Source organism: Albidovulum marisflavi (genome assembly GCF_025751435.1).
Classification (GTDB): domain Bacteria; phylum Pseudomonadota; class Alphaproteobacteria; order Rhodobacterales; family Rhodobacteraceae; genus Albidovulum; species Albidovulum marisflavi.
In genome coordinates this window covers 1596785-1614482 of the sequence record NZ_JAOWKY010000001.1, presented here as the reverse complement: position 1 = coordinate 1614482, position 17698 = coordinate 1596785, and the positions used below count along the sequence as shown (strand labels likewise).

Here is a 17698-nt window from a genome sequence, read left to right as displayed (position 1 = left end):
CTGTAGTGACACGGCTAAGCTTTCAAGCCAGCGTCGGCGGGCCAGCGCCTGAGCGCCGGCTCTCAACCGCGAAAACTCGCGTACTGGCTTGGATCACAAGTCCGGAAGGCCAAGAGTCAGATAGTGAACCGCGATCCTGACGGCTCCATCGGCAAAATCGCCGCCTGAAGCGTCCAGTTGCATGGCTGTCGGTGAGTAGAAAGCCGTCGGCTGTCCAAGCAATCCTCTCGCATAAGAGCCTGCCGCGAGTCCGAGACCAGATCCGAAGCGTCCTGCTGCACCAGGATTTCCCAACTCCCAACTCGACAGAGTGCCCGTAATCTCACGGATGACACGCGCCGTGACACCAATGACCATGGCATTGGAAGGGATGATGGCGACCGTCGTCGAAACCGGCCCCGAGATCACATCGTGATCGATCTCGGCAACGCTTGCCGATAGTCCTGCATTGTGAGGCGATAGCGTTATCTGACCACCTCTCCATACCGAACCATCGTGTATTGCTGATTGGCCCACGTCGGCAATGTAGGCGCGCCAGCCGCGCGCCGGCGCGGCAAAGACCCATCCGCTATTCGAACCGATGGCGACATTGCCATCTTGCCCGCTCCACTCATTGACCGCACCTGCAGGCACGCCGTAGCAGGCGCCGTTCAGAACGGCTAGCGGGGGCATGGTCTGACTGTTTGATTGCAGCGTGAGCTGTACCAGCCCGTCGAGCCGCATTAATGCCTCGTTGACCGTCACGTGCTTTTGTGCCTGCGACGCCTGAACGAGAGGCAATCCCAACTGGGCTGTTTCATGCATCGATGATCATCCTTGTGAATGCGCCCGCCCCGAAGGCATCGGACAGTTGTGCGACATGGATTTCAAACGGAGCAGCGACCGCATCAGAACGGATCATCTCGGCGCTGTAGATCCAGTTGGGCTGCGCCACCGTCACCTCCCGGCGTATCGAGGTACCTTGAAGAACCCGCACGAGGTACGCTTCCTGGCTCTCTCCCAGCGGCACTTCAATCCCGCTCCAGCTATCGCCGCCTAGCCGGGTTCGGCGAACCCAACTTATGGAAAGTTGGTCACCCACCCATGCACCGCGAAGGTGACATGGAGAATATGGGCGAAGACCAGCCCCCTGAAAGGCCTCGGTAAAGTGTTGATATGATGGATCCTCACAACCACGCATGGCAGGTCCCACACGATAGTGGCGCACCAAATCTCGTGCCTCGATCGGCAGGGCGACCTGTTTGGGTGTTCCATCAAGAAGTACGACATAGCTGCCTGCCGGCCAGATTTCCGGAGTCACGGCGTCTGTGCCCGCCTGAGATCGAAGTCGCAGTCTCAGGTCATAGGTTTCCGGGCCAACCAACTGCGCCTCAGCGAACTGGAAGACCTCCCAGTTTGCCGGGCTTCCGTCCCCGATCGCCATCATGTTTGCGCCGTTCAACACCCGCTCCGGATCTACGGAACTCAGTGCTCCTCCGCTGACCTTGACCCTCAGGGCATCTCCCCGATCCCATACCCCTGCCTCCGACCGCCTGAGCAAAGTCAGGGTCTGCCCTATCACCGCGGGCTTGGTCATCACCTGATCAAGCATGTAGCCCGCATCGGAATCCGAGCCATAAAGCGCAACGCTGCCTGGCCACGGCTCTGATGTCGCGGCGACATAAGGGGCGTGGGCAACCTGGTCGCCGTGGAGAAGCGGCAGGTCTAGAAACAGGGCGACAACGGGCAGCGGTGGGGAAAACGGACGTGAAGCCACGGTCTCTTCTGCTTCGTCCGAGGGCTCGAACGCTGCGCCCTCTACGCGAACCGCTTCAATCTTCAGCGCACCGGAACGCTCGATCTGGTCGATGCGATACAGTCGATCTTGGAACGACACGACATCGCCTGCAGCAAGGTCGCCCATCGACGGCGGTAGGGCAAAACGTGCGCCGTCGCGTGCAATGCGTGCTTCGGTCAACCAGCGCTCGACGATCCGCTGCCCCTCGCTGCGCGTCAGGGAAAGATTCAACTCGGATTGGGAAACCGTCTTGGTGTCTTCATCAGGAAAGATAGCTTCGACCGTACGTGCTTCATAGTTGCCGTCCGCTTCGACGAAGTTCAGGCGTACGCGACCAGATATTTCAGCCTCAGGGGCACGATCGGTTTCGAACCAACCATCCATCTCCTCCGTCACTGCAAGCTCATGCGCCGCAAGGTCTCGATTGGCCCGCCCATCCCGCGTTCGGAAAGAAAGCACGCCATCTCGTTCTGCCGCCTCGAATCCGTAGCCCAGCATCAGGGGCTGCAGCGCTGCCCGCCCTGTCCCAACGACTGCCACCGAATAGCCACGAACGAGACCGTGCAAACGCGACACGTCGATGTCCCAAAGCCCCGAACGGTCGCATATCTCTGCAACCACGGCTGCCAGCGGTTGCGATAGCGCACGGCCATTTAGCCAGTGCCCGCGCACATAGTTTTCCGCATCCGACCACAAAGCTGCATTTCCGGGAAAAAACGGAAAGGGCCGTGCGTCCCATGACCAAACATAAGCATGATCCATGTCGATCATCTGCCCGCCGAAAACGGTCGATACCGGGTTTCGTGCGGGATCCCCCCAGTATGCCAACACCGCACGCAGGTATTGCATCTGAATAAGGTCGTCTCGCCTCCCGTTGGAACCGTAGGGCAATGCGCTTTCGGTAGATTTGGGGTCTAGGAACTTGTTCGGCTCATTCGTACCGCGGTCTATCGCGGCACATCCAAATTCGGCAAAGCGAATGGGCTTGGATTGCGGCACCCAAGGGGTTGGCACAGTCTTTCGCACCCCGGCAATGCGCTCATAATGCTGATTGTCCCACCAGGCACGGAAATCCTTCACCCGCCAGACCCACGGCTCTCCGTACGCGTCATCTTTGATCGAGGTTCGAATTTGCGCCGCGCGATGGGCTGCATTGGCGTAGTACCAATCGTAGTACTCTCCACCCTCGATATTCGACTGCAGGTAGTCCAGATCGTATATCGATCCCCAGGCCGCGTCCGCATGTTCCTGTCCCTCACGCCAGTCCGACAACGGCAGGTAGTTGTCGACCCCCACGAAATCCACGTTCGGATCGGCCCAGAGCTTATCAAGCGGGTAAAGCAGATCGCCGGACGGGTCTTGATAGCAATTGTACTCTGACCAGTCGGCTGCGTAGCTGATCTTGGTATCGGCCCCCAGGATCGACCGGACATCCGCTACCAACTGACGCAGCGCTTCGACTGCGACAAAGGCGTCCTCCTCCCCCCTTATTCGCGTAAGCCCTCGCAGCTCTGAGCCGACCAGAAAGCCTTCAACGCCTCCTGCCGCTGCGCAAAGATGCGCGTAGTGCAAAATGAACCGGCGATACGACCACTCTGCGGGCCCATGGTAACTTACGGTTGTGCCGCTTACCGCGAAATCGGACACTCTCGCAGTCCCGAAAAACGCTGCGACTTCACTGTCTGCACCCGCCGACCGGTCAGGCGATCCCAGCCTACCCGGAGCAACGGACAAGGTGATCCGGCCGCGCCAGGGCAGAACAGGTTGTTCCGAAGCGTCGCTCCAAGGGTCGGAAAGACCATTGCCTTCAATCTGCTCCATCAGAAGGAAAGGACAGAACATCACGGATTGTCCACCAACCCGGATCGCCGTGATCGCCTCGATGACAGAGTCGTCGGCTGGTGTACCCCCATAAACGGGTCGGCCGTCCCTGCGTGCCACAGCTTCCGCGGCGCCGAGCGATATGCCTCCCGCGCGCCAGGTCATCCCCTGCCCCTCGCGCAGCGGATCCTCAACCTTCGGCTTCACTTCGCAACTTGCGCAGCGAAGATCGCTGCCAAACCAAGACACAAGCAACGAAACGGACCCGCAATTTGGAAGCTCCTCTCGCAGAGCCCGAAGCGATGCCGAAAAGTCGGTTCCCCCTGATGGCGAATGGACGTTGGCCGAAACATTCCGGCCAAGCCCTTCGTTGTAGTGAACCGGCGTCGTCGCAAGTGCATACTCGCCAGTTCCTGGAATAAGCACGACACCCCGAACGCCCTCATGAAGATCAGACGCGGCCCGCGCTCCCTGCCCCTGTGCGGCACGGAAAACCTCGAACGAAAGCTGCGGCACCCGGTTTCCGAAGCGCGTCACGTCCAAGTCCTCGAAAACCACGTAGGCGATGCCCCTGTAGGCAGGTACGTTACCCATCCCTTCCACCGCCTCGATCTTCGGGTCTGGCATCTGGTCGCGAGCGCCCGTGTAGACCCGCATGATCACATCTTCCGGCGATATCTCGACCCCGTCGGCCCACACACGGCCGACGCGGGAAATCTCGCCCTCGCACAGCGCCACTGCCAGACTTACCGAGTATGCGTATTCCGAAACTCTGGGACTTGTCGGCGCGCCCTTGCCTCCGCCCGAGGTGGTCACTTGTTCCCGGAAGCGCGTGGCCCAGATCACCTGCCCCGAGACTCGCATCCGCCCCCAGACAAGGCCCACCGGTGCGCCCTCGCTGGCACCTGTCAGACGAAACCGGTCAATCCTTCCGGTTTCGACCGCACGAGAACCCGATCCCAGTAACCGCTGATCGATCATGCGGCCCACCGAAGCTCCGATCGCCCGCCCGATCACTGCCCCGGACAAGCCAAGGATGCTTCCTCCGAAGCCTGCTCCGGCAAAGGCGCCCGCGGCCGACAGTAGAATGGTGGCCATTGGAGCCCTCCTTAAGGAAAATCGAACCTTGCCACGACACGGCGGAGCCAAGGGGCGGTCAGCGCGCTCTCGACAACTCCGTGCCCCGAATACGCGTGGATGAAACTTCTCTGACTCGAAGAAATCCCAAGGTGCTTTGCGACCGAACCTTCGCGCATCCGGAACAGCAGCACCTGCCCGGCACCGGCTTCTTCGTGACAGGGCACAAGATGCCGGCTGGCGGCAGCCCACAATCGCTCTTTTCCTTCGGGCTCCGACCAATCTAGCGTGTAGGCTGGCACGTGCTCAGGCTCGGCTCCGTACAGCTCGCGCCACACTCCACGCAAAAGCCCAAGGCAGTCGCATCCCGCGCCTTGGCATGAAGCCTGGTGCCGATACGGCGTACCTATCCAGTCACGGGCAATCTCTACCGCCAAAAGTCCATTCGCCGTCATCGCCGCAGACTCCCGCCATCATGCACCGCGCCGGCAGACGGATAGTTGACCAGCCAATCGTCGCCTGGGATGTCCGGAAACCCCTGAAAGTTAACGATATTCGAAAACTTCAGCCTGCATGTTTCCGCGCGTTTATCGCACCCGGCTTCGATCCGGACAGTGTCTCCCTGCCTGGGCGCAATGCCAACGGATTGCCAAAGCTCCAGTTCGCGGCCAGTGCCTCTTGCGCGGTCGTTCTTGACGACGCCGATCAAACCCTTGGCCTCACCATTCAGAACGGTCAGGCGCCCTTTCTCAAACCAGCGATCGTCGAACCCGGCAAAGGCAGAAAAATGAAAGATCCGTCCGTCCTCGATGAATTCAACGGGCAGCTCGGCGCTGTACCCCGGAAGCCGCGTGTCAAATCCGCAGGCGGCGCTGCCCAAAACGGTCGAGCATCGCGCGTGGTAAATACGTCCCTGCGGCTGGTTAAGCGCCTCAGACAAGCCGCGCAGTTCCGCGGTGAACGCGCCGCCTTTACGAGAAATTTCGCCTAGAGAGCCGCGAAAGATCAGCGCCCTCTGCGCCGGGTCCATCCAGTTGACCAGCCAAGCCTTGACCTCGGCGCCGTCATATCGACCGGCCAGAATGTCGGTTTCCGTGATTGCGTCTGAGCTCAGCGCGCCGAAAGCCTCTGAGTTGTCTACCGCAAGCCCCGTTCCGGATTGAATGGCCTTGGCAGTCAGACCGGTATCGGCGTGGAACTCGATATCTTCGAACCGCAAGATGCGGTCGTGATCGGTGAAACCAAGGACCATCCCGTCTCGACGCGTGACGGCAAACGCCCTTGCGATCGTCGTCGCTCCTGTCGCCAGATGGGCAGACATTGCTTCGCCAAACCCGCTCACAATCGCACCTCTACAACCGGCACATTGGGGACTTCGCCCGCCTGGAAGGAGGCGACCGACACCTGGATCGCGTCGGCATCGAACCGAACGGGTACATCGAACTCGTACCCCGCCGTCACGGTTTCTCCGACCGAAGGTGGCGAGGCGAAGTTGATCATTCCCGTCCCCGGATCGACCGAGAAGTGAACACCCTCGGCAAGCTCGTCCCCTTGAAGTCCGACGCACACTGTCCCGGCGACAGGTTTCGCGATGCGTCGCACCTGTGAGTGACCGCCTGAGGTATAGGTCTTGATCAGTTGGAATTCGCTTCGCACGCCATCACCCGATCCGATCACTTGGTCGGCGAATGCATGCGCGGACGATGGCGAGCAGGATTTGTAGTCCGCCCAGTCTTTCCAACGGAAGGCATGCAACTGCCCTTGGCGCGCTTCGAAAAAGGCGATCAACTCTGCGATGTCATCAAGGCTGCGCAAGCTGACGCCCGCGTCATAGCGACGGCGTGTCTCGGCCCAAGGGGTATTTCTTTCCTCGAAACCGTTGGCCAGCGTCACGATCTCGGTGCGCCGCTCTGGCCCGCCGAGCGAGCCGAAGCTCAGCTTTACGGGAAATCGAACCTCATGAAAGGCCATCCTTCGTCCTCACCTGTTACGCTCGCCACGCGCCAGAGCGCGCGCCATTTGCGCGGCGATCTGGCTCTGGCTCCTGGAAAATCCCTGTACGTCTGGCGTGCTGACGTTGATGGTCACGCTGACAGGTCGACCGCCGCCAGAGCTTTGCACCCCCAGCCGTCCGTCCGCACCGCGCGCAAGCGGCATGATCGCCTCTGGCCCGGCCTCGCCCATCAGACCGGTTGCGCCGCGCATCGCGAACATGGTCGGCGAACTTACGATGCCACCGCGGGCGAAGGGCATGACGCGGCCTTGCGCAAAACTGCCGCCTTTCTCGAAGGCGAACATGCCCCCCAAAGCGGCATTGAGCCCGTTCGCAATCGCACCGCCCAGCGCGTTTTGAACAGGGGCCATCGCGATGTTGTAGACAGCGTCCACCATCGATTGCGCGACGTCTCTCAACGCGTCGGAAAATTTGACGCCGTCGAAGATCAGACCGTCGAACGCGCTGCGCAGTCCGCTACCTATACTGCGCGACAGAGAGTTCACCTCGCGCCCCGTGAAGATCATGCTGTCCCGCATGCGCAGCAGCTCTGCATCAAAGGCGGCCGCCATGATGCGCGCGCCGCCCAAGGATTGCTCCAGCGTCGCGGCCTGCGCCTCAAGGCCGTCCAACCCGTCCGTTATCGGCATTTCCTTATCCTTCCGTCTTGTCCGGCCAGGCAGAGATCAGCTCGTCCAGCCGCGTCCGATCCATGGGCTTCACCGATCCGGGACCGCCCAGCATCAACACCAGTTCCGCCGGCGTCAGCCGCCAGAACTCCTTCGGCTTCAGCCGCAAGTGGACAACCCCCACCTTCAGCAGCGCGGGCCAGTCAAATTTCCGCATCAAGCCCCCGGGGTCGTGAAAGCGCGTGCAAGCAGTTCAGCCGCCGCACGCGCCGCCGCCATGGGGCCTCCGGCGATCTCGGAGACGATCAGGTCCTCTGCCGTTCCATGCCAACCGCCACCGCGCAGCCCGGCAACGACCAGCAAAAGGACATCGCGCGCCGAAAATCGGCCTGTCTCGAACCGCTCGGCCAGTTCGACCAGCGACCCCTCGCCTAGCGCCGATTCAAGCTCTGCCAGCGCGCCAAGCGTCAACTTGGCGACACGACGCTCGCCATCCAGAACGATGGCAACCTCTCCAGCCCATGGATTTGCCATCAGACCGCCACCACCGGCGTGAAGGTCAGGGCGCCCGCCGAGGCCAACGAAAGCTCGTATGTGGCCTCTCCGTTGTAGCTGCCTGCATACTCGATCGACGTGATCTGGAACGGACCTTCGACCACACCGAAATCCGGAATGATCACCTGAAAGACGCCGACGGTACCGCCAAAGAAAAGCTGACGAGCGCGCTCGTCAGTGTTGCTGTCCAGAAACACGCCGGATCCGGAAACTGAGGCCGAGCGCACCCCGGCGCCCCCCAGCAGCTCCCGCCAACCACCCTGGCTGTCCAGACTCGTGATGTCGACCGTCTCAGCGTTGAAGCTGATCCGCGTCGCCCTGAGCCCCGCGATGGTTTCGAACTGCCCGCCCCCCGTCTGGTCAAGCTTGATGAGCAGGTCCTTGCCGTTCTGTGCCGCCATGTTCGGTCTCCGAAAAATGATGATAGGGGCTTCTACGCCCCGTGTTCTCGCGCTCAGGCCGTGGAAAGCTCCGGCCCATCCTCGACCCGTGCCCTGAACGTCAGGTCGATCCGCCGAACGTCCGCTTCCTCGACGCGGCGCGCTCGGGCGCGCATGAACCAGAGTCCCACCAGCCTGCCACGCGCCAGCGCCAGCGGCGCACCAACCAGCGCATCCGAGACAGCCGCAGCGACCTCTTTCGCTGTTTGAAATCCGGCCGCATCGGTCACGACCGAAACAACGAACTCGTGATACGCGCCCGAGCCTGATTGGTCCGAGGCGTCGCGCACGTCTTCGGGTCCCAACGAAACATAGGTCCCCGCCACGATCCCCGGTGGGGCGGCATCGTAAATGGCCCCCGACACCAGCGCGGAAAGCACACTGTCGCCAGTCAGCCGCTGGTAAATCGCCGCTTGAAGAGACGCCGCCATGCCGTAGCTCATGAGAGGACCTCCTCGAGCGCAAAACAGGTCAGGTAGCGCCCCCCAGGGCCATCTTCGGCGACGGCTGTGATCCGGAACACCCTTGTGCCCTCACGCAAACGCTGTTCCGGCTTGGGACGGCGGGCGGTACCAAAGGGCGCGGCCCTTACCGTGATGCGGTAGCTAACGGTCGAAACGGTCACGAACTCACCTGCCCGTTCCCTGCCAGAAACCACGTCGATCGCCGCCCACAGGACGCCCTTTTCCTGCCAGCTGGTTTCATAGCCACCCGCGCCATCAGGCTCGCGCGCAGCTTCCTCAAGCACCAACCGCCGGTTCAGCTGCACATTTCTCATGCCGCCCCCCCACCAAGAACGCGCACGTTGCGCCAGCGCTCGATCAGGGCGGCTATTCCGAAGGACATGGAAGCGGCCTTGCCCGCTTCGTGTCTGTGCTCGTGATACTCCGCCGCCAGAAGGAACACGGCTTGCGCCAGATCGGGCGGCACGTCGGCCCAGGCTGCCCCGAACCCCGCCGTGAAAGCCACCTCAACCGTGCCGCCCGCCGGAATTGCTGGAAGGTATCCACCCGCCCCTTTCAGTTTTGGCCGGTGCGGGTCGCGCTCCAACGCATAGCGCGCGGGATCGACCGTCTCTGCTGCCCCGGCCGCGTCCCGTAGTGTGACCGAGCCGATCGCCAGGACCGGCGCGATAGGCAGGGCGTGCACCCAGTCATCGCGCCAATCCACGATCTCCAGCCTGAAATCGCGCGCAAGGATCGCCTTCCCGGTCCGCATTTCGATGGCGGCAAGCGCTGCGCGCAGGTAGCTTTCCGCGAGCGCGTCCTCTGCTCCGTCATCGGCAAACCCGGTGCCGAGCCTCAGATGGTCCTTGAAAGCCTGCACCGGCAGCGCGGCTTTCGCGACCGGGTTCAACTCGATCAGCGTCATTGGGAACACTCCGAAAGTCTGACCCTCTTCCCGAGGAAAGGGCGCGAGGCGATCCGGTGCCGCTCGGACGGAGGGAGCAGCTAGACGACACCGGCCGGGACTCCCCGCGCCCATCCGGACCGGACAGGACTGTCCGGTCCACCCGCGGGTGCCTTACGACACCGCGAATTTCAGCAGCTTGATCGCTGCAAAGTCGCTCACGTCGCCGCCGACGCGCTTGGAGGCATAGAACAGCACATGCGGCTTGGCCGAGAAGGGGTCGCGAAGCACCCGCATGTCGGGACGTTCCGCGATGGTGTAGCCATTGTGAAAATCACCGAAAGCGATGGCATAGGCGTCGGCCGAAATGTCCGGCATGTCTTCGGCGATCAGCACGGGGTAACCCATCAGGCGCGCAGGCTCCCCGGCCTGAAGCCCGTCGGACCACAGGAACCGCCCGTCCGCATCCTTCATCTTGCGCACGGCACCCGCGGTCTTCGAGTTCATGACGAAGGTCGCGTTCGCCCGGTATTCCGCGTTGAGCGCGTAGACGAGATCGACGATGGCGTCCGATGCGTTGGTCGCGGCAAAGTCGCCCGCCGCGCCGGTCGGAACGTAACCCAGCGCCCCCCAGGCCCAGACCACGTCATCGACGGCGCTATGGGTCAGGAAGCCCTTGGGCTTGTCCACGCCGTCACCCGAAACAAACGCCTGCGCCTCGGCGCGGGCGAACTTGTCCGCGATCCGGCCCGCCAGCCACCCTTCGATGTCGAAGGCGCTGTCATCCAGAAGCCGCTGGCTGGCTTTCGGCATCGCCGCCAGTTCGTGCAGCGGGATCGAGATGCGATCGATCTGCGGCGTCCCGCTTTCCGACAGCACGGCCGTTTCCGTCGCCCAGCCGGACCCCAAATCGGTGTGATCGACCAGCACGTCGAAGCTTGAGGCCTCGACGTTGACCACATTGGCGATGGACCGGATCGAAGCCATCGACTTCAGCACCCCGCGAATGCGGTCAGAGGTCTCGGGATCGACCAAGAACCCGCCCTCCGCATTCACCTGCGTGTTCAAGGCCTTGCCTTCCAGCGCAAGGCCGCGCAGCGCATCATCGTCACCAGACCGCAGGTAGACGGCGAAGGCCTTCTTGTGCGGGGCGTCAAGATCGACGGCGGTGGAAAGCGCCGGGCGCCCGAGGGAATTTCCGGCGGCGTAAGATTTGCGGTCCAGCATGGTCAGTCGCTCTTCCTGTTGTTGCAGCTTCGATTTCACGTTGTCCTGAAAGCCCTTGAATTCGTGCAGAAACCCCTGCAGCGCGGCTTTCACGGCCTCGGCCGGAGCGTCGGGAACGCCCTCTCCGGCCCGAGCCTTCGTCTCGGTCTTCCTCATCCCGTCACCTCACGTCAGGGTTGGTTTAGGTGGTCATTGGCCCGCCAGCGTCCGGCGCGCCTGCTCAAGCGCTGCGGCCATATCGCGCAGGGCCATATCAGACGGGGCATCCCCTTTGGCGGCGACCCGCGCCTCGGGCAGCATCGGAAAGGTGACCAGAGACACCTCCCACAGCTCCACTTCACGAAGAAGCCGCTGACCCTTGGCGTCACGTTCGACCGTAATCGCGCGGTAGCCTATCGAAAGCCCATCGATCGCCCCTGCCGCAAGCAGGGCCGCCGCCTCGCGCCCCTTCTGGACTTCGGTCAGGATGCGGCCTTTGACCTTCAGGCCGCGCGCATCCTCGGTGATCTCGTCCCAGACCCCGATCGGTTGGGCGGGATCATGCTGCCAGAGCATCTTGACCGCGCGCCCCTCCTCTTTCAGCCGGACAAGCGAGCGGCGATAGGCGCCGATTTGAACGATGTCGCCCCCCTGATCCGCCACCCCGAACAGCGAGGCATAGCCCTCGATCCGGCAGCCGTCGGTAAGCGCGACATCTCCTCCCAGCCGGCAGAACTTCGTCTCCAGCCCGTAATCCATCGTCATCTTGTGGCTTTCCTATTTCGTTCCGAATTCCAGAACCGACTGAGCCGCCTGGCTCAGGATGACCCCGACGACTCCGAAGACGGTCATCCACAACCGCTTCTCCACGCCCTCGATCATCGCCTCGATCCGTTCCAACCGTCTTTCGACCGTCTCGAACTGCAATGCCATGATCCGTTCGGTCGTCTCAAAGCGATGCTCGTGGGTGCATTCGAACGGCTCCTTCAGATAGCGCGACCCCGCCGCCACCTCAGCGGCCCTCGGCCAGCGGCGGCAGCCCCAGGATTGCGCGTTTCTCCGCCTGTGTCAGGAAATCGGCCTCTCCGACGCGTTTCCATTGCTGATCGCGTTCAGAGGCCAGCGCGGGCACCTGATCCAGATCCGGTCGCAGCTGCACCGGTTCGTCCAGATGTGTGGACAGCCAGTATCCGACCGCCGCCGCCACGCGCGTGGCCAGCGGCAGCACCGTCAAACGGTAGAACGCGCGGTTCGCCTCCTGGTAGTTGGCATAGGTCGCATCCCCAGGGATGCCCAGAAGCATGGGGGGCACGCCGAAGGCCACAGCGATCTCGCGTGCGGCCGCCTCTTTCGTCTTCTGGAACTCCATGTCCGAGGGGCTGAACCCCATCGGCTTCCAGTCAAGCCCGCCCTCCAGCAGCATCGGCCGCCCGGCATTGCGCGCGCCTTGATGATGTGCTTCCATCTCGCTTAACAGGCGGTCATACTGATCTGCCGAAAGGCTCCCCTGCCCATCGACACCACGGTATACGATAGCACCCGAAGGCCTTGCGGCATTGTCGAGCAGCGACTTGGACCAGGCCGACGCGCTGTTGTGAACGTCGATGGCCACCGCCGCCGCCTGAAGCGGCGACAGGCCATAATGGTCGTCTTGCGGGTGAAAGCTGCGGATATGGCAGACAGGGTCGACAGGCCCGGACATGTCAAAGCGGTGCTTGCGCGCGCCCACCGCATACTCATAGGCGACGGGCCAACCATCCGCACCCGGCACGACCGACATTCGGTCAGACCGCAGCACATGGAGTTCCTTGGGCAGACCGCCCGGCCCCACGGCTTCCAGATAGCCGTTCCCGCTCAGCAGCAGCTGGCCATAGAGAGCCTCGAAAAGCTCCGCGCGTCCTTGTCCGGGGTTTGGACGCTGCATCAGGTCGACCACCGGATGCGCCTCGTAGCGTCGTTCCCTGTCTTGGCAGATCAAGGGCAGCGCGGCGGCCGCCTCGGCGATCAACTTGACCGCGCGAAACCCGACTGGGTTCCCGGAAAATCCGGTGCGGGTCAGGCTGACAGTATCCCGCGGACTCCAGGCCACGCGCCCTGCGGTTCCCCATGCAACCACGCGCCCCGTGGCCGACGCCTTGCGCTCCGGCACGGCCTCGTTCCCGCGTCGAAAAATATTCCACGCCATCCCTTACTCCTGTCTGATGATGCGGCCCCGCCCCGTTCCGGTGCTTGGAGCACCGGAGGAACGTCCGACCAACGCCTGCGGCGCACCCTGGTTGCACCGGGCTTAAAGGCTGCGGACCTGCGGCCGCTGCCAACGCGAAGCGGGTTCAAGCAGCAACTCTGTCAGTGCCCAAACCAACGCATCGACGCGATCGGGGCTTCCCCGCCCCTCATACCCCGCCACCGTCATCCGGCACATCTGATCTTCAAGCCGTCCAAGGCCGCGAACGTGATGCACCCGTCCCTGTTCGTAAAGCGCCGCTACCGGTTCGGCGCGCGCAGCCTTGCCCGCGATAGCCGACACCCCGCGATAGGGGATCAGCGGATCGACCTGACGGACCACGCTTTCAACCAGCTTGCCACCCTGGTTCACTTCGGCCACCAGCCGGTCTGCCCCGTGCCTGCGAAACGCCTCCACCGCCGCCGTGGCCCACTCCAGGGGTGATCCCGACACGCTGGCATCTTCCAGAACCCAGGCGCGCCAGGTTTCCGGCGCGCCATCGGTCAAGGCTCCTGCAACCACGATCCCGCATTCGTCGGCGCCGGTCTTCCCCGACACCGCGGGGTCTACGGCCACAACGATGCGGGAAAATCGCGCCGGCGGGTCGCTGCGACCGGCCTCGATCATCCTGGTGGTCCACAGCGCGCCTTCGACATCCTCCAGAAGCTCTCCCTCCAGTTCCTGCCGCCCCAGGCGCGTTCCCGCATATCGTACCTGCACCTCTGCCAGGAAAGAACCCGCAAGATGCGCCTTGTTCGCTTCGGTGGGCGCATGTGTAATGACCGTCGTGGGATTGTTCAGAATGGCTTTCAGAACACCCACGTTCCTCGGGGTCGTCGTGACCACCTGGCGTGGATGATCACCGAGCCGAAGGGCGAACTGAAGCATGTCCCAAGCTTCTTCCGCCCGCTTCCACTTCGCGAGCTCATCGACCCAGGCCGCGTCGAACTGCGGTCCCCGCAATGTCTCCGGCTCATAAGCGGAAAAGACCTGCGCAACCGCCCCGTTCGGCCAGACCAGACGCTTTCGCGTCGCTTCCCAGACGGGTCTGCGATCTGGCGGGGAACAGGCCATGATCCCGCTGTCGCCAAAGATCATCACCTCGCGCACCTGCTCGACCGTTTCGCCGACCAGTGCTACGCGCTTCGCCCGACCGGGGTCCAAGGGACACGACCCCTCGACCTCGGCCCGCACCCATTCCGCGCCTGCACGCGTCTTGCCAGCGCCGCGCCCCCCCATGATCACCCATGTCTTCCAGGCCCCGTCCGGCGCAAGCTGATGCGGCAGCGCCCAGAACTCGAACAGCCAGGGCAACGACATCAGCGCGCCCTCGCTCAATCCTGCCATGAACTCATCAACCACTTCCGGCGTCGCGCAGGCGAGCCAAGCGGCGGCCGATCTCATTTCGTGCGGCGTCGAAGTCGAGCGCGTAGTCGTGAACGACGCCTGCCTGCTCTTTGCTGAGTTTTGCAATCCGGTTGTTCTCCTCCAGAAACAGCGTCAGGGCCTTGCGCAAATCCGACGCAACGCTGGCCCCCTTGCCATCCCACTCACCGCTGTTCATGCGCCGGATCAGAGCTTCGAGCTCGGTCACCGTCGTCGCGAACAGCATCTGCGTCTGCGCGATCATCGATTGCGCAGCCGGCTCTTCCGCCGTGAACCTCAATGTCATCAGGTCTTGGTCCGCCTCTCATGCCTGTCCGCACGAGCGAAACGAAAAAGCGGCTCCGGGGTGTCACCCCGCCGCCGCTCGCCCACTTCTTCTAGCATGCCCGAAGGTATACTTTGGACCGCTCGGGAAGTCAAGTGAAATTCGTTTTAATACAGATGGTTACAGGTCGCCCCGTTAACTTCCTTTTAACTTCGGGCGCCCTGTCACGCCTGACGGGTCCCGCCGACCACGATCGGCAAGACTCGCAGTGGCAATACGCCATGGCCAGCGGATCGCCCTCAACCTCAAGTTCGACTGCACCGCAAAAACACTTTCCAGATGTCGCCATGATCTCGCGTCCCCCTGTTGCTGCCCGTGCCGGGTCAGACCCCGGTTCTTCGCCCAACAGCACGAAAACAGCGCGATTTCAGCGAATCGCAGAGGTGGGAGTCGGTCTCAGCCGCCGTCGCCCTTCTGGGCCTCGATCGCCCGCCACTTGGCGACATTGCGGTTGTGCTCGTCCAGGGTCTCGGCGAACACATGCCCGCCCGTTCCGTCGGCGACGAAGAAAAGGTAGTCGGTCTGCGCAGGGTTCAAGGCCGCGTGGATGCTGTCCTCACCCGGGTTGGCGATCGGTGTCGGCGGCAAGCCCTCGATGACATAGGTGTTGTAGGGCGTTTCCTTCCTCAATTCGCTTTGACGGATTCCCCGCCCCAGCACACCCTTGCCTTCCGTCAGCCCATAGATCACGGTCGGGTCCGTCTGCAGACGCATGCCCTGCCGCAGCCGGTTCACAAAGACGCTTGCGACCACGGGGCGCTCTTCGGGCACCCCGGTTTCCTTTTCCACGATCGAGGCCATGACCAAAGCCTCTTCAGGTGTGTCATAGGGCAGATCATCGGCTCGTTCGGCCCACAGACGATCAATCGCGGCACGCTGGCGCGACTCCATCTCGGCCAGAAGGTCAGCCCTGTCCGATCCGCGCTTGATCTCATAGCTGTCGGGCTTCAGATAGCCTTCGTCCGGGACTTCGCCCGCTGCGCCCGTCAGGAATTCCGCGCGCTTCAGAGCCTCGACCACCTGCCAGCTGGTCACGCCTTCCGCCAGGGTGACGCGGATGCGCGTGTCGGCATCCTCGGCGATCTCGACATAATCCTGCGGGGCTGCTTCTTGCGCCGGGTCGAACTTTACCTTTTCAACATAGCGATTGGCCACCGCGTCCAGTTCCCGCACGACGATGTCGGAGGACGCGACGCCGATGCGATAGTTGATCTCTGTCCCGCAGGTGGAACGCCCGCTGCCCGCGACAATCGCCACGATCTCCTGCATCGAGTCGCCCGGCTGGATCAGGTACGATCCGGCCTTCAGTCCCGACGCGCGCCCCTCGTAATCGGCACCTACCTTGAAGATGTAGGCCGACGTGACGGCCCCCTTCTCCTCAAGCCCTTCGGCCACCTGCCACAGTTTGGCGCCAGAAGGCACCTTGAAGCAGATGGCCTGCCCCAGCGGCCCCTCGCCGACATACTGGCGTTGAGACCAAGCCAGAACGCCGGCCGCGACAACCATCAGGACGACGGCAACGGAAAGGAAGTTGGAGGCGATGTTGCGCCACATCAGTCCTTGACCCGCCCCAGAACCAGCGAGGCATTGGTGCCGCCGAAACCGAAGCTGTTGGACAGCGCCACGTCGATCTTGCGCTTGACCGCCCCATTTGCCGCGAGGTCAAGCTTCGGCGTGACAGCCGGGTTTTCCAGGTTGATCGTCGGCGGCGCCACCTGATCACGCAGCGCCAGCACGCAGAAGATCGCTTCGACCGCGCCCGCTGCGCCCAGAAGGTGCCCGATCGACGACTTGGTCGACGACATCGTGGCGTCGGCCGCGTGGTTTCCCATCAGGCGTTCGACCGCGCCCAGCTCGATCGTGTCCGCCATGGTCGAAGTGCCATGCGCGTTGATGTAATCGATGTCGGACGGCTGCAGGCCGGCGCGTTTCAGCGCCGCTGACATGCAGCGATAGGCGCCGTCTCCGTCCTCGGAAGGGGCGGTGATGTGATAGGCGTCGCCGGACATGCCGTAACCCAAGACTTCGCAATAGATCTTGGCGCCCCGCGCCTTGGCGTGTTCGTACTCCTCAAGCACGACGACACCGGCGCCCTCGCCCATGACGAAACCATCGCGGTCGCTGTCGTAGGGGCGGCTTGCCTTCGTCGGGTCGTCCGCCCGCTTGGTGGACAGCGCCTTGCAGGCATTGAAGCCCGCAATGCCGATCTCGCTGATCGGGCTTTCGGCACCGCCGGCCACCATCACGTCCGCATCGCCCCACTGGATCAGACGCGCCGCGTCACCGATCGCGTGCGCACCTGTCGAACAGGCTGTCACGACCGCATGGTTCGGCCCCTTGAAGCCGAAGCGGATCGATACCTGGCCCGACACCAGGTTGATGAGAGCCCCGGGGATGAAGAAGGGCGATACGCGCTTGGGCCCCTTGTCCTTGATCAGCACCGCCGTTTCAGCGATCGAAGTCAGACCGCCAATGCCCGAGCCGATCATGACGCCGGTGCGCAAGCGGCTTTCTTCGTCCTCGGGGCGCCAGCCGGAGTCCTCGACCGCCATCTGCGCGGCGGCCATGCCATAAAGGATGAAGTCATCGACTTTGCGGCGGTCCTTCGCCTCCATCCACTGATCGGGGTTGAAGGTGCCGTCGCTGCCATCGCCAAAGGGAATTTCGCAGGCATAGGTCGTGATCACGTTCGACGTGTCGAACCGCGTGATTGGTCCCGCGCCCGACTGACCGGCCAGAAGCCGCTTCCACGTCTCCTCGACCCCGCACGCCAGCGGCGTGACCATCCCAAGACCTGTGACAACTACCCGCCGCATCGCCCGTCCTCGTTCTTGCCGTGCTTCAGCGGTTAGATACACGGCATTGGAAGGGACGGGCAAGGCCCGTCACCCCAACCGGCACCAACCAGCTGACAC

Annotated in this window: 21 protein-coding genes; all 21 read right to left on the bottom strand. The window is 63.0% G+C overall.

What is annotated here, in order from left to right; all coding sequences use genetic code 11:
- Positions 1-93 precede the first annotated feature (93 nt).
- Positions 94-804 carry a DUF2793 domain-containing protein gene (locus tag OEW28_RS07870; RefSeq protein WP_263734149.1) on the bottom strand — a complete coding sequence of 237 codons (711 nt, stop codon included), beginning with the start codon at positions 802-804 and terminating at the stop codon, positions 94-96.
- Complete coding sequence (locus tag OEW28_RS07865) at positions 797-4696, bottom strand: baseplate multidomain protein megatron (RefSeq protein ID WP_263734148.1); 3900 nt, start codon at positions 4694-4696, stop codon at positions 797-799. The genes OEW28_RS07870 and OEW28_RS07865 overlap by 8 nt, the downstream gene beginning before the upstream one ends.
- Before the next feature lie 11 nt (positions 4697-4707).
- Positions 4708-5130, bottom strand: a complete 423-nt coding sequence (locus tag OEW28_RS07860; RefSeq protein WP_263734147.1) for an NlpC/P60 family protein — start codon at positions 5128-5130, stop codon at positions 4708-4710.
- On the bottom strand, positions 5127-5996 hold the full coding sequence (locus OEW28_RS07855) for a DUF2163 domain-containing protein (RefSeq protein ID WP_263734146.1): 870 nt from the start codon (positions 5994-5996) through the stop codon (positions 5127-5129). The genes OEW28_RS07860 and OEW28_RS07855 overlap by 4 nt, the downstream gene beginning before the upstream one ends.
- 17 nt (positions 5997-6013) lie before the next feature.
- Positions 6014-6646, bottom strand: coding sequence for a DUF2460 domain-containing protein (locus OEW28_RS07850; protein WP_263734145.1), 633 nt, complete (start codon positions 6644-6646; stop codon positions 6014-6016).
- 9 nt (positions 6647-6655) lie between these two features.
- Complete coding sequence (locus tag OEW28_RS07845) at positions 6656-7318, bottom strand: phage tail tape measure protein (protein ID WP_263734144.1); 663 nt, start codon at positions 7316-7318, stop codon at positions 6656-6658.
- 4 nt (positions 7319-7322) lie between these two features.
- Entirely contained in the window at positions 7323-7514 is a 192-nt protein-coding gene (locus OEW28_RS07840) for a rcc01693 family protein (protein ID WP_263734143.1), read from the bottom strand.
- Entirely contained in the window at positions 7514-7831 is a 318-nt protein-coding gene (locus OEW28_RS07835; RefSeq protein ID WP_263734142.1) for a gene transfer agent family protein, read from the bottom strand. The genes OEW28_RS07840 and OEW28_RS07835 overlap by 1 nt, the downstream gene beginning before the upstream one ends.
- Positions 7831-8253 (bottom strand): phage major tail protein, TP901-1 family, encoded by a 423-nt coding sequence (locus OEW28_RS07830; RefSeq protein ID WP_263734141.1) that lies wholly within the window; start codon positions 8251-8253, stop codon positions 7831-7833. Before OEW28_RS07830 ends, OEW28_RS07835 begins: the two co-directional genes overlap by 1 nt.
- Before the next feature lie 53 nt (positions 8254-8306).
- Positions 8307-8735, bottom strand: coding sequence for a DUF3168 domain-containing protein (locus OEW28_RS07825; protein ID WP_263734140.1), 429 nt, complete (start codon positions 8733-8735; stop codon positions 8307-8309).
- Positions 8732-9070 (bottom strand): head-tail adaptor protein, encoded by a 339-nt coding sequence (locus OEW28_RS07820; protein ID WP_263734139.1) that lies wholly within the window; start codon positions 9068-9070, stop codon positions 8732-8734. Before OEW28_RS07820 ends, OEW28_RS07825 begins: the two co-directional genes overlap by 4 nt.
- The gene (locus tag OEW28_RS07815; RefSeq protein WP_263734138.1) at positions 9067-9663 is read right to left on the bottom strand and encodes a head-tail connector protein; all 597 of its coding nucleotides are present in this window, start codon (positions 9661-9663) and stop codon (positions 9067-9069) included. Before OEW28_RS07815 ends, OEW28_RS07820 begins: the two co-directional genes overlap by 4 nt.
- Positions 9664-9816: 153 nt before the next feature.
- On the bottom strand, positions 9817-11025 hold the full coding sequence (locus OEW28_RS07810) for a phage major capsid protein (protein WP_263734137.1): 1209 nt from the start codon (positions 11023-11025) through the stop codon (positions 9817-9819).
- A 33-nt stretch (positions 11026-11058) separates the two neighbouring features.
- Positions 11059-11613, bottom strand: a complete 555-nt coding sequence (locus OEW28_RS07805) for an HK97 family phage prohead protease (RefSeq protein ID WP_263734136.1) — start codon at positions 11611-11613, stop codon at positions 11059-11061.
- Positions 11614-11625: 12 nt separating this feature from the next.
- Complete coding sequence (locus OEW28_RS07800; protein ID WP_263734135.1) at positions 11626-11859, bottom strand: GTA head formation protein, RCAP_rcc01685 family; 234 nt, start codon at positions 11857-11859, stop codon at positions 11626-11628.
- A gap of 1 nt (position 11860) precedes the next feature.
- Positions 11861-13033 (bottom strand): phage portal protein, encoded by a 1173-nt coding sequence (locus OEW28_RS07795; protein WP_263734134.1) that lies wholly within the window; start codon positions 13031-13033, stop codon positions 11861-11863.
- A gap of 102 nt (positions 13034-13135) precedes the next feature.
- A complete protein-coding gene (locus tag OEW28_RS07790; protein WP_263734133.1) occupies positions 13136-14476 on the bottom strand; it encodes a DNA-packaging protein in 1341 nt (446 codons plus the stop codon).
- On the bottom strand, positions 14427-14702 hold the full coding sequence (locus tag OEW28_RS07785) for a hypothetical protein (RefSeq protein ID WP_263734132.1): 276 nt from the start codon (positions 14700-14702) through the stop codon (positions 14427-14429). The genes OEW28_RS07790 and OEW28_RS07785 overlap by 50 nt, the downstream gene beginning before the upstream one ends.
- Before the next feature lie 172 nt (positions 14703-14874).
- Positions 14875-15072, bottom strand: coding sequence for a GFA family protein (locus OEW28_RS18930; protein ID WP_459542695.1), 198 nt, complete (start codon positions 15070-15072; stop codon positions 14875-14877).
- A gap of 107 nt (positions 15073-15179) precedes the next feature.
- On the bottom strand, positions 15180-16337 hold the full coding sequence (mltG, locus tag OEW28_RS07780; protein WP_263734131.1) for an endolytic transglycosylase MltG: 1158 nt from the start codon (positions 16335-16337) through the stop codon (positions 15180-15182).
- Entirely contained in the window at positions 16337-17599 is a 1263-nt protein-coding gene (gene fabF, locus OEW28_RS07775; protein WP_263734130.1) for a beta-ketoacyl-ACP synthase II, read from the bottom strand. The genes mltG and fabF overlap by 1 nt, the downstream gene beginning before the upstream one ends.
- Between the last annotated feature and the right edge of the window lie 99 nt (positions 17600-17698).